Below are 12,863 nucleotides of genomic sequence, written 5' to 3'. Positions count from 1 at the left end.
GGGGGCGGATCGCACATGGCCTTCGGAACGACGGCGAACCATCGCCACATCCAGTTTCGCCATGCAACCTGGAATTTGTCGCGTCTAATATATAATATGGCTGTATTGATAGCTTGGACGTCTTGATTCATGGATTTGCGACATTTGCGCTATTTCCTGTGCGTGGCCGAGGAAATGCATTTCGGCCGGGCCGCCTTGCGTCTCGGCATCTCGCAACCTCCGCTCAGCCAACAGATAAGATCGCTGGAAGAAGAATTGGGTGTCCGCTTGTTCGACCGCACGAGCCGGCGCGTGAGTTTGACCGAAGCAGGGCGGCTGTTCGCGCCCGAAGCGCGCGCGACGATCGCGCAGGCCGAACGGGCGGCGCAGACTGCGCGGCTGGCGCAGATGGGACAGATCGGCCACCTGTCCCTGGGCTTCACTGCATCGGGACCGTTCGTTCCGCGCCTCGCCAGGGCGCTGTACCAGTTCCGGCAGTCATTCCCGAATGTAACGCTCAACCTGCAGGAATTGGGGCGGGACGGGCAGATCGATGCCGTGGAGCGCGGCCATATGGATGTGGCGATCGTGCGCTGTTTCGATCAGCCCGTCCTGCCCGACGGCCTCGTGCCCCTGCAATTGGTCGAGGAGGAGATGTTCCTGGCGATCCGGCAGGATCATCGGCTGGCGCGGCAGCCGCGCAATCCGGCGATCGACGACCTTAAGGATGAACCGCTGGTATTGTACGGGGCGGTTGCCGGCGCCGGTTTCAACGAGCATTTTCTGGCGATGTGCGAACAGGCGGGTTTTCGGCCGAACATCGCGCAGGAGGCCGGCAGTCTCGCGACGCTGCTCGGCCTGGTGGCTGCCGGATTTGGCGCCACGATCCTGGCGCGGTCGCTGACCCGCTTGCACGTCGACAACCTGACCTATCGGTCTTTCGCGACGCCGGTCAAAAGTCGCTTGTGGTTGATCCACCGGAAAATTCTGTCCCCGACCGCACATGCGTTCAAGGAGACGATATTGACCGCCGAGGACGGTTGGGAACCATCGCCCTCAGCGGTCTTGTCTGGATAATGAAGAGGACGGTCAGACCAAATGATTGGTGCGGACCAGTTCGCGATACCAGTCGGCGCTGAGCTTGGGGGTGCGCTTCTGGGTCTTGAAGTCGACATGGTGGATGCCGAATAGCTTGGTATAGCCGTCCTCCCACTCGAAATTGTCCATCAGGCTCCAGACGAAATAGCCCTTGACGGGCAGCCCTTCGCGCGTGGCGCGCTGGAGGTGCGTCATATAATTGCGCAGATACATGACGCGGTCAGTGTCATAGACCTTGCCGTCCGCCGAAACCTTGTCGTCGGCCGAGCAGCCATTTTCGGAGATATAGAGTCCCTTGGGTTTCCAGTTCTCGGCTATGGCACGCATCCCCCAATAGATGACTTCGGGTGTCACATAGAGCCACGGCGAGGGCATACGCGGCGCCTGGCCGGGATGGGGCAGGATTTTGTAACCCGAAACCGAAGACGGATCGGCGCGCACCGTGTTGCCGGTATAGACATTGACCGACAGGAAATCGAGCGGCGCGCCGATCAGCTTCATGTCGCCATCCTTGACCTTGGGCGCGTCCTTGCCCTGCGCGGTCAGATAGCTGTCGATATAGCGTCCCTCCATGATCGCCGTCAGGAACATGGCGTTTTCTTCACGCACCGCCTTCTTTACCGCCTCGATATGTTCGGGGGTCTCGATCGCGGGGACGTAGATATTGGGATTGTCGGCGATGCCGACTTGCGTCCCTGCTTTCGTCGCAGCCCGGATCGCCTGCACGCCCAGGCCATGGGCCAGCACGCCATGGTGGCGGATCTGGTTGACCTGCCCCATCGGCAGCTTGAGGCCCGGTGCCTTGCCGCCGGTCATGTAGCTCAGGTCGGTGAAGCAGCGCAGTTCGTTGACCGTCATGAAATGCCGGACCCGGTCGCCCAGCTTGCCGGCCGTGTAGCCGGCATAGTCGGCGAAGGCGTAGGACGTGTCGCGGTTTTGCCAGCCGCCCGGTAGGGCATGGGGCAGATCCCAGTGGAACAGCGTGACATGCGGGGTGATGCCCGCCGCCAGCAGGCCGTCGACCAGGCGGTTATAATAGTCCACGCCCTTCTGGTTCGGATTGCCCTTGCCATCGGGGAAGATGCGCGACCAGGCGATCGAGAAGCGATAGGCCTTCACGCCCAGCGCCTTGAGCAGCGCGATGTCGTCCTGATAGCGGTGATAGCTGTCGCAGGCGACGTCGCCGGTGTCGCCATTGGCGACCTTGCCGGGGGTGTGGGAAAAGACGTCCCAGTTGGTGAGGCCGCGGCCATCTTCCTTCGCTGCGCCCTCGATCTGGTAGGCTGCGGTGGCGCAGCCCCAGAGAAAGTCGGACGGGAAGGAAAGCGCGTCCTGCGGGGCGGCGTTCGGCGCGGCCTGCGCGGTCGCAGCCGTGCCTCCGGTCAGCGTGGCGCCCAGTGCGGCTGCGCCCAGGCCCAGCCCCAGTTCACGGCGGTTGATACCCGTCATTTGTCTCGTCTCCTTATTGGCCGACGATCTGCACCAAGCCGGCGATCGCCTGGCCGGTGGGCAGCTTCGTCTTGCTCGTCAGCGATTTCGCGGCATCATTCCAGACCAGTTCGGCCTTGCTGCCGCCCTTGCGATAGGCGTTGGTCGTGCCATCATCGTCATAAAGGGTGAAGCGGGCGTCGGCCCCTGGGTAGACCCGGATGCTTTCCAGCACCTGCTTCTCCGCCGTGCTCTTCACCTGCACGCCCATCGGCACGATCGACCCGGCCTTCACGAACAGGGGGATCCGGCTGATGGGCGCATCGACCTCGATCGTCTGGCCGCCTTCGAACTTCTGGTTGGTCCAGTAATCATACCAGGCCGTGCCGGCGGGCAGGTAGACGGAGCGTTTCGTCTGGCCCTGCTGCGTCACCGGGGCGACCAGGAAGGCCGGGCCGAACATATATTGATCGCCGATGTCGGAGACCTTCGGATCTTTCGGGAAGTCCATGAACAGGCCGCGCATGAAGGGTGCGCCCGTATCATAGGTGTGACGGCCCAGCGCATAGATATAGGGCATCAGTGTGTAGCGCAGGCGCAGCCAGTCGGCCAGGATCGGCTCGGCCGCCTTGCCATATTCCCACAGCGCCGTGCCCGGCCGCTGGCCGTGGATGCGCAGCGTTGGGGTGAAGACGCTATACTGGAACCAGCGCACGAACAGTTCGGGATAGTCGGGATAGTCCGGGCCCATCGCGGTGGCCCCGGAGGGATCGACGAGGATCGGATGTTCCGCCCTGGGGCCGCTGGGCCATTGCCAGCCGCCAATGTCACTGCCCCAATAAGCGAGGCCCGAGGCGGTGAAGTTAAGCCCGGCGGGCACCTGGCGCTGGAGCGCTTCCCAAGTGGACTTGACGTCGGAGGACCAGAAGAGGCCGCCATTGCGCTGCGACCCGAGATAGGCGGCTCTGGCGAGGATCATGTTGCGGAAGCCGGGACGGTCGCGTTCCGATCCTTCGGCTACGCCCGTGGTGTGCACCAGCGGGAAGAGGTTGTGATAGCGGTCGCCCGATCCCTTGGCATAGAAATAGCCGTCGGGCACCAGGTCCGGCTCGGTTTCGTCCAGCCAGAGCCAGTCGAAACCCTGGGACGCGATATTGTCGCGGATCTTCCCCCAGAACCATTCGCGCGCCTCCGGGTTGGTGCTGTCGATGAGCGCGCCGGCGCGGTCGAAGCGCATTGGCAGGCCGTCAATGGGATTGCCGTCCTTGTCATGCAGGAACCAGCCCTTGGTCGCGAGCATGTCGAAATAGCGCGATTCGCGCTCGAAGCGGGGCCAGACGCTGATGATCGAGCGCATACCCATGGCGTTCAGCTTGTCGTTCATCCCCTTGGGATCGGGGAAATAGGTCCGGTCGATGTCCATCTGGCCCATGCGGGTCCAGTAGAACCAGTCGAGCACCATCACGTCGAGCGGCAGGTTACGCTGGCGATAGCCATTGGCGATGTCGAGCAGTTCCTTCTCGCTCTCGTAGCGCGCCTTGCTCTGGATCAGGCCGAAGCCCGCCTTGGGCGGCAGCGGCGTCGCGCCGGTGAGCTTTGCGTAACCGGCATAGAGATCGTCGGTCGTCTTGCCGGTGATGACGAAGAAGGAGACGCGCTCGCCCACCTGGCTTTGCCAGCGGGTCGTGCTGTGGAGGCCCGGCCACACCAAGGTGCGGGCCGGATTGTCCCAGACGATGCCATAGCCCTTGTTCGTCACCATGAAGGGGACGCAGACCGTCTCGCCAGCGGGCGCGTCGTAATGATGCTGGCAGTCGATCTGCTTGCCACGCAGATCCATGTAGCCTTCCTGGTTCTGACCCAGGCCGTAATAATGTTCGTCGGCCGGAGACTCGAAGCTCGCGCCGACCTTGAAGGTCTTTTCGCCATTGACCGTAACCGGTGCCATTTCCCAGCCGGTCATTTTCGTCAGGAGCGTGCCGCCCGAGTCGCGGACGGAAAGGCTGACCGGCGGCAGCGAAGGTGCGAAATAGCGCTCCATCTGCGTCGGCGCCTTGGGCCATTCCTTGGCATCGACCGTCAGGGTCAGCGCGGAGGAGGAGAATATGTCGCCGCTCGCATCCGCGCGGTGGGTCCAACCGGTCGCATCCGATCGGGCGTTCGGTCCATCACCGGGAGGCGCCTCGGCCAGCGCCTTGTCCAGCGCGATCGTCACGCGGACGATATTGGGGGCATAGGGCTCTATCGCCACCTGGCTGCCATGCCGGTCCAGCAGGGCCAAAGGTTCCGCCAGCGCCGGGGCCGCCATGGCGAGGCAGGAAGCGCCAAGCGCGAAGGCGGTGATATGTCTTGCGATCATTCCTGAATTCCCTGTCTTCAAACGAGGCCGCGACCGTCGATCCGGACGGCGGGCACGAAATTGATGCCGTGGGGCATGTCGAAACGGAGACCCGCGTCATCCTGGCGGAAGGCGAGCGGACCGCCGCCGAGCAGCGTCACCCGCTCGATCTGCCCGGCCACGCGCCCGTGCGCCAGTGAGCGGATGGTCGTAGGTCCGGCCGCACGGCCGAGGAACAGCGCGTAGAGCGCGCCCTTGTTGGTCGTGAAACGGATGTCCTGCGCGGTGAAGGGCTTGGCCTTTTCCTCATTCTGCATCCCCGCGATCAGCCGGGTCGGCCCTTCGCCATAGATGCGCCACGGCCGCGACCCGAAGATCGCCTCGCCGCCATGGACCATCCACGCCGCCATGCCGTCCAGAACCTTCTCCGTCTCGCTGTCGATAGACCCGTCGCCGGGTTGCGGGATGGAGAGGAGGAGATTGCCGTTCTTCGACACCACATCGGCCAGTCGCTGGATTACCTCTTCCGCGCTCTTGTAGCTTTTGTCGCGCAGGCGGGCTTCGTTGTAGAACCAGTCGCCGATGCAGGTGTCGGTCTGCCACGGCTCGTCCCAAAGGCGATCGGCAAAGCCGCGCTCCACATCCTGCACCATGCCGAAGCGGGCATAGGGCTTGAGCTGCTTGCCGGTCAGCACGACGTCGATCTGGCCATGCCAGTCGATCGAGCGGTTATAATAGTCCGCCGCCGCCTCGAGCCCGACCGGGCCGAAGGGCAGTTCATGATCGTCCATATAGACAAGGTCGGGTTTGTATTTCGCGACCAGATCGGTCTGGCGCAGCAGCCAGCGCGTGACGTAGGCCGGGTCGTCCTTTGGCCCCGTCTCGATCCACTGGCCGTTATTCGCGTCATGCCACTGGTTCATCGCCTCGATGCTGTCGATGCCGTCGGGCAACACGGCATGGCCGCCGGTGTAGAGTTCCTGCGGGTCGAGACCGTCCCACCACTGCCCCTTGCCATCCTCCTTGCGCAGGCGAAAGGCGTCGTAGCGCACGCCCTTCCGGTCGCCCGCCGGGTCATAGCCATAGGCGGGCTGATACCAGTGCCAGGCATGGGCGGCATGGTTGGATACGCCGAATTTCAGGCCAGCGCCCCGCGCCGCCTTTTCCCAGATGCCGACCACATCCTTCTTCGGCCCGACGCGCAGACTGTTCCAGGCGTGATAGCGGCTGTCATAGCAGTCCAGATTGTCGTGATGGCAGGCCAGCGCCATGAAATATTTCGCGCCCGCCTTCTGATAGCGGGCGATCAGTGCATCGGGTTCCCACTTGTCGGCGGTCCAGAGATTCTGGATGTCCTTCATCCCCGAGGCCGACGGATGACCGTAGGTCTTCAGATGATGTTCGTACATCGGGTGGCCCTGGATATACAGGAAGCGGCCATACCAGTCGCCCTGGGCCGGCACCGATTGCGGCCCCCAATGCGACCAGAGGCCGAGCTTCGCGTCCCGGAACCAGTCGGGGTAGCGGTAATTGTCGACCAGCGACGGCCAGCTTGGCTGCACCGGTCCGCGCATCGTGCCCATCGGGCTGGCGGCGCGGGCCGCGCGGGCGAGGCCGAGCGCGGCGGTCCCGGCGAGGAAGGCGCGGCGTCCGAAGCGGTCCATCACTTCGTCCCCAGCGTCCTGGCGATGGCAGCTTGCGCCAGCGGGCGCATGATGGCGTAGCCTTCCTTCGTCGGATGCACGCCGTCGCTGGAGAGCCCGGGCTTCATCGCACCGTCCGCCTGCGCCATCGCCGCGTGATAATCGACGAAGGTGAAGCCATTGGCCCGGGCATAGGCGGCGAGCCACTGATTGATCGCCGCGATCTGCGGCGCGGGCTTCATTGCCGGACTCCATGGGAAGGCACCCGCCGGGGGGACAGAGGCGATGATGACCTTGATCCCGTTGGCGCGGGCGAGGTCGGCCATGCTCTGAATATGACCGAGGACGGTTTCCATCGTCGCAGCGCCGGTATTGCCGGCGACGTCGTTGGTCATGGCCATGATGTGGACGGCCTGAGGCTTGAGCGCGATCACGTCGTTGCGGAACCGCACCAGCATCTGCGCAGTCGTCTGGCCGCTGATGCCGCGATCGACGATGCCGTCGGTGAACATCGAGGGGTCGGCGTTGATCCAGTTGTCGGTGATCGAATCGCCCATGAACACCACCCGCACCTTCTTGCCTTCCAGCGCCCGGTTGTCGGCGGCGTAGCGGCAGAGTTGCCCGAAATCGCGGGTCAGCATGTGGAGGTTCCACATCTTCCATTCCGCCTCGTTGGTCGGCTTGGCGTGAACGGGACAGGGGTCGGCGACGATGCCGACCGGATCGTCGGCATGGGGATCGCCTGGCACTTTCGTTTCGGCCAGAGCCGGGCCGGTCAGCGCAAGCGCGCAGCAAAAAGCGATAAGTCGCAGCATCCTCTTCCTCGTCATCTTTGGGCGAGCGCCTGTTCGATCGCGCGCTCCGCGATCGGCGCCATCCTGGCATAACCATTTTCGAGCGGATGCACTCCGTCCTGTGTGTAGGCGGCGGCCATCAGGCCGTTCCGGTCGACGAGCGCGGCGTGATAATCGGCGAAGACATGGCCCCGCCGCACGCAGAAGGCGCGGAGCCAGGCGTTGAGCCCGACCAGCAGTGCGGGCTTGCGCTCCTGCACCACATTCTTCGCCGCCGGGGTGTAATCGTTGACCGGCAGGATAGACCCGAACACGACCTTGATACCGTGCGCATGGGCGAGGTCCGCCATCGCCTCCCAGTTGCTCTCGATCTGCTCCGGGCTTTCCTGCTGCAGGAAGCCCTGCACGTCATTGATTCCCGCGAGGATCACCACGACCCTTGGCTTCAACGCCACGACATCCTGATGGAAGCGGAGCAGCATCTGCGCCGTCACCTGGCTGCCGATGCCGCGATTGACATAGGGCTTGCCGGGAAAGCTGGCGGTGAGGTTCCAGCCGTCGGTGATGGAATCTCCCAGAAAGACGACACGTTGCTCGCCGGGCGCGGGCGCGGGCAGCGCAGCGTTGGCCTGGGCGTAGAGATAGCGTTCGCCAAAATCCTGCATCAGGCTGGGCACCAGCCTGGCGCGGAACGGGCCGAGCCATGGTCCCCAGTCCTTGTCCGCCACCGTGCGCCGCTCGGGCGCGCTTCGATAGGGGGCAGGCGCCGCCGCCAGCGCGCCGGTTGCGCCCGACACCAGCAGAAGGAAGGCGAGGGCTGCCTTCATGCAGGGACAAGTCCGTGCCGGGCGGCGAAGGTCGCGAAGAGACCGGGCCAGGCAGCAGCCTGCATCGTGCGTGGCAGGCGGACGCCGAAGCCATGGCCCCCATCCTCGAAGATATGGAGAGCGACGGGACGCCTCGCCGCTTCCATGGCCTGGAACAGGGAGATGCTATTGGCGGGCGGCACCAGCCCGTCGTCGCTCGCATGAACCAGGAAGACGGGCGAGGTGGCCGGATCGACCCGCCGCTCGACCGAGCGTGCCCGGCACATAGCTTCGGGCGCGTTCGCGCCCAGCAGATTGTCGCGCGACCCGCCATGGGTGAAAGGCGCGTCGAGACTGACGACGGGATAGACTAGGCCTGCAACGTCGGGGCGGGCATTTTGCCGGTCGGCGGCATCGACGGGATGATAGACCGTTTCGCCATGGCGCGTCGCCAGCGACCCGGCCAGGTGCCCCCCGGCCGAGAAACCGAGTACGCCGACGCGGCTTGCGTCGACACCGAAATGGACAGCTCTGGCGCGGATGATCCGCATCGCCCTTTGTGCATCCTGCAACGGCACATCCTCGCGCCGTGTCCAGCCCTCACCGGGCAGCCGATAGAGCAGGATGAACGCGGTGATCCCGCGCGCGTTCAACCAGTTGGCCTGGCTGGTGCCTTCATTATCGTAGGAGAGGAAGCCATAGCCGCCGCCCGGAACGACCAGCATCGCCGCGCCATTGGCGCGGGCAGGGCGGCGGACGATCAGCACCGGCCGATCAATGCCCGTCACCCAACGGTCCGGCCTCGCCGCGTCCTTCGACTGGTCGTCGATCCTGCGGACGATCGTCGCGCCGGTGTCGCCGGGCGGCGTGCCGGGCCACAGGTCGATGACTTCGTCGGTTGCGCCTGCCTGCGCGGACGCGAGGCCCGGCATCACGGCCAGTCCTGCTGCGGCGATCAGCGCTGCGCGCCTGTTCATGCCGGTCATTGATCGTCGTCCGCGGCGCGGGGTGGCACCACGAAGATCGGCGACATGGCAGTGCCGATATTATGGGCCGCATCGCGCACCAACTGGCTGCATTGTTCCATCGTGGCGCGATTGGCGGCGCCGTCAACGAACGGCATGGTCAACGCAGCCCGCGCCACGCCGCCGACCAGGATCGGGGCGGACAGATCCGTGATGCCGGTCAGCATCGGACTGGGCGAAATGGCGCCGCCGGCCGTGACGGTGGCGTCGAGGCGAGCGGTCAGGTCCGCCTCGTCCAGTTCGTCGGTGATCGCGCGTATATCCTCCAGCATCGCGGCCCGCGCTTCGGGTGGCTGGAAGGCGAGCAGGATACGGCCGCTGTTGGAGCGATGGAGCGGCCGCCGATAGCCGACGCGCACGGCGAAACCGGAGAGGCCAGGCGCCTCGATAGCGATGATGACGACCATTTCCGGGCCCGACGCGACGGCGAGGTGGCAGCTCTGTCCCGCCTTGCGGGCGAGATCCTGCATCACCGGCAGCGCGGTCGATGCCAGGTCGCGAATCGGCGGCTGGTTCATGCCCAGGGCGAACAGCCGGTTGGTCAGGCGATAGCCATCCTCGGCGCGGGCGATATAGCCATGCTCCTCCAGCACTTGCAGCATCCGGAAGATTTCGCTGACCGATCGGCCCAAGGCGGCGGATATGTCGGACATGATGAGGGGGTCGGTTGCGCCGGCCAGAAGCTCCAGAATTTCCAGCCCTTTCTTGAGCGCCGGCGCCTGGTAGCGCGTCTTGCCGTCCATCCCCATCCCTTCCCGAAAGTCCTGGTCTATTGCCTGTCAGGGCGTCATCGCCGGTAACGGCTTCCTACACAATATGCACATATAAAATCAATTTTTATATTTCATAATTTGAAATGTGGGAGTAATGGGTGCCCATCGTGGTATCGCTCCCAATGGCGGTCCCGATGCTTTGCAGGGAAGTATCTGGCCGCGCCGGGCGTGGCCGCGAATTGATCGATGCTCCGAATCGGGAGCCAGGGAGAGGAAAGGGTTTCATGTCCACTATGATTCACATGCGCCGTGCTGCGCTGCTGGCGAGCATCTCGGTTGCCAGTATCGCGCTGGGCTGCGGCGCCAGCGCCTTCGCTCAGGATAGCATTCCGCAGGCCGATGCCGCCCCGGCGGACGAAGGCGACATCGTCGTTACCGGCGTGCGCGCGAGTCTTTCGAACGCTCTGTCGATCAAGCGTAATTCGGACGTGATCGTCGATTCGATCGTTGCTGAAGACATCGGCAAGCTGCCCGACCGCAATGTCGCCGAAGCGTTGCAGCGCATTCCCGGCATTCAGGTGCAGCGCCAATATGGCGAAGGCAGTTCGGTAGCGATCCGCGGCCTGACCCAGGTCCGCACCGAGCTCAACGGCCGCGACATCTTCACTGCCAGCGGCGCAAACCAGCTCAGCCTGGAGGATATTCCCTCCGAACTGCTCGCCGGTATCGACGTCTACAAGAACCCGTCGGCCGACCTGATCGAAGACCAGCTGTCGGGCACGATCAACTTCCGCACGCGCAAGCCCTTTGATTTCGACGGCTTCAAGGCGGCGGCGACGCTGACGCAGAGTCATTTCGACCTGGTCGACAAATATAAGCCATCGGCGTCGCTGATGCTCAGCGATCGCTGGGACACCAGTATCGGCGAGATCGGCATCCTCGCCAGCGTTTCCTTCCAGAAGACCGCCTTCCGTCAGGATACGATTTCGACCGAGCCTTTCTACACGCTCGATCCCACCAATGCCGCAGACGCCGCCGTCCTGGCGACGCTGGGCCGCACCGGCCAGACGACCACCCTGCCGCATGGTACCGGCATCGGCGAAGTCTATGGCGATCGTCGCCGTCTGGGCACGGACGTGTCGGTTCAGTGGCGCCCGAGCGATACGCTGGAACTGACGGCGGAGGTCTTCCGGTCGGACTATAAGTTCCGCTTCGATGACTACAGCTTCTTCGCCTATACCTCGACGAGCGCGATCCAGCCGCAACCGGGCGCGCCCTTCACCTATGCCGACAATGGCGATTTCCAGAGCGGCACCTTCATCGACCTGCCGATCGGCAACAACACCAGCGCGCAGACCCGCCGGTCGAAGACGACCGACTATTCGCTGAACCTGAAGTGGAAGCCGACCGAGAATCTGACGGTCACCGCCGATGGTCAATATGTCGATGCGAAGACCAAGAATCTGCGTTCGATCTTCGGCCTCAACGGCATGGCCGATACGCTGTACCAGGATATTTCGGGATCGGTCCCGGTCGTGAACATAGGTTCGGCCACCGGCCTCACCAATCCGGCGACCTATAACAGCGCCTTCTATCTCGACAATCTCAACGAATCCAAGGCGTCGGACAAGACCGCACGCGTGGATGGCGAATATCGTTTCGATGCCGGCATCCTGTCGTCGATCAAGGCGGGCATCCGCTTCGCCGACCGCAAGAACCGGACGATCGACACCGGTTATCGCTACACCGGCCTGTCGGCCATTCCGACCGAGCTGGAAAATGTCGACCTGAGCGATTTCTTCCGTGGCGACGCCGACCTCTTCGGCAACATCATCGCCTTCAACCGTGGCATCATCCGCAACTATCAGCAGACGCTCGACACGCTGGGCATCGCCAGCGCGCCGGCCTATGTCCAGAGCGGCACCAATGAGCAGCGGCAGAAGACCTATACCGGCTATGCCACCGCCTTCTTCAAGACCGATCCGGTCGACGGCAATATCGGTGTCCGTGTCGTCCGCACCGACCTGGACGTGTCGGGCTATTATCAGCAGACCCCCATCATCCAGAACCCGGACGGGACAGAAAGTACCGGCACGACGGTCTTCAACCCGATCGCCGTGTCGCGCAGCTACACCTCGGTCCTGCCGAGCCTGAACCTGCGCATCCACCTGATGGACAATCTGCAATTGCGCCTGGCGGCGGCGAAGAATATCTCGCGGCCGACCTTCACCCAGCTGAACCCGAGCCTGACCATCACCGAGCCGGGCAGCGCGCAGCAGAACCAGGTTCACACCACGAGCGGCGGCAATCCGTTCCTCAAGCCGATGAAGTCGGATAATCTGGACGCGTCGCTGGAATGGTATTTCTCGCGCACCGGTTCGCTGACGGCGGCGGCTTTCTACAAGAATATCAAGAATTACATCCAGACGGCGGTTTCGACGCGGAACGTCACCTTCGGCAATGGCAACAGCTATGACTATGAGGTGACGTCCTACAATAATGTCGCCAAGGGTAAGGTGAAGGGCTTTGAACTGGCCTATCAGCAGTTCTTCGACTTCCTGCCCGGACCGCTGAGTGGCCTGGGGATGCAGGCCAACTTCACCTATGTGGACTCGCAGGCGCCGTCGCCGGCGACCTCCGGTCCCGTGACGAACGTGCCGCTGGAGCTGCTGTCCAAATATAATTACAATCTGGTCGGCATCTATGAACTGGGCGGGCTGTCGGCGCGCGTCGCCTATAACTGGCGCAGCAAATATGTCGTCACCACGGCGGGCAACGGCACCGGCAACCTGCCGATCTTCAACAAGCCGTTCGGGCAGCTGGACGCGTCGATCAGCTATAATGTCACGCCCCAGTTCGCACTGGCGGTCGATGGCACGAACCTGACCAACACGCGTCGTGCGACCTATTTCGGCATCGACAGCCGTCCGCGTGACGTGGTGGTGAACGATCGTCGCATCAGCCTGACGGCCCGGATCACCTATTGATCCGCGATGCGGGCGTTCATAGCGTCCCCTCCCTGGCAGGCCGGACCCACAA

9 protein-coding genes are annotated in these 12,863 nt (G+C 63.7%); 2 read left to right on the top strand and 7 right to left on the bottom strand.

Annotated features, from left to right (window positions below):
* Window positions 1-129 precede the first annotated feature (129 nt).
* A complete protein-coding gene (locus tag K3M67_RS17585; RefSeq protein WP_285833610.1) occupies window positions 130-1,056 on the top strand; it encodes a LysR substrate-binding domain-containing protein in 927 nt (308 codons plus the stop codon).
* A 12-nt stretch (window positions 1,057-1,068) separates the two neighbouring features.
* On the opposite strand, the gene K3M67_RS17580 is transcribed toward K3M67_RS17585, so the two are convergent.
* From K3M67_RS17580 to K3M67_RS17550, 7 genes are read right to left on the bottom strand one after another with little or no spacing between them, the layout of a single operon-like run.
* Window positions 1,069-2,526, bottom strand: coding sequence for a GH1 family beta-glucosidase (locus K3M67_RS17580; protein ID WP_285833609.1), 1,458 nt, complete (start codon window positions 2,524-2,526; stop codon window positions 1,069-1,071).
* Between the two features lie 13 nt (window positions 2,527-2,539).
* Window positions 2,540-4,864: a glycoside hydrolase family 31 protein gene (locus K3M67_RS17575; RefSeq protein WP_285833608.1), complete on the bottom strand. Its 2,325-nt coding sequence runs from the start codon at window positions 4,862-4,864 to the stop codon at window positions 2,540-2,542.
* Between the two features lie 17 nt (window positions 4,865-4,881).
* On the bottom strand, window positions 4,882-6,507 hold the full coding sequence (locus K3M67_RS17570) for an alpha-L-fucosidase (RefSeq protein WP_285833607.1): 1,626 nt from the start codon (window positions 6,505-6,507) through the stop codon (window positions 4,882-4,884).
* Window positions 6,507-7,301 carry an SGNH/GDSL hydrolase family protein gene (locus K3M67_RS17565; protein WP_285833606.1) on the bottom strand — a complete coding sequence of 265 codons (795 nt, stop codon included), beginning with the start codon at window positions 7,299-7,301 and terminating at the stop codon, window positions 6,507-6,509. Before K3M67_RS17565 ends, K3M67_RS17570 begins: the two co-directional genes overlap by 1 nt.
* 11 nt (window positions 7,302-7,312) lie before the next feature.
* On the bottom strand, window positions 7,313-8,107 hold the full coding sequence (locus K3M67_RS17560; RefSeq protein WP_285833605.1) for an SGNH/GDSL hydrolase family protein: 795 nt from the start codon (window positions 8,105-8,107) through the stop codon (window positions 7,313-7,315).
* Entirely contained in the window at window positions 8,104-9,072 is a 969-nt protein-coding gene (locus tag K3M67_RS17555; RefSeq protein ID WP_285833604.1) for an alpha/beta hydrolase, read from the bottom strand. The genes K3M67_RS17560 and K3M67_RS17555 overlap by 4 nt, the downstream gene beginning before the upstream one ends.
* Complete coding sequence (locus K3M67_RS17550) at window positions 9,069-9,854, bottom strand: IclR family transcriptional regulator (RefSeq protein ID WP_285833603.1); 786 nt, start codon at window positions 9,852-9,854, stop codon at window positions 9,069-9,071. The genes K3M67_RS17555 and K3M67_RS17550 overlap by 4 nt, the downstream gene beginning before the upstream one ends.
* Window positions 9,855-10,108: 254 nt before the next feature.
* Between K3M67_RS17550 and K3M67_RS17545 the strand changes: the two genes are divergently transcribed.
* A complete protein-coding gene (locus tag K3M67_RS17545) occupies window positions 10,109-12,811 on the top strand; it encodes a TonB-dependent receptor (protein ID WP_285833602.1) in 2,703 nt (900 codons plus the stop codon).
* Window positions 12,812-12,863 lie beyond the last annotated feature (52 nt).

This window comes from Sphingobium sp. V4, assembly GCF_029590555.1.
In the GTDB taxonomy this organism is placed as follows: Bacteria; Pseudomonadota; Alphaproteobacteria; order Sphingomonadales; family Sphingomonadaceae; genus Sphingobium.
The sequence above is the reverse complement of the archived record's forward strand: the minus strand, read 5'-3'. Positions and strand labels throughout refer to the sequence as shown.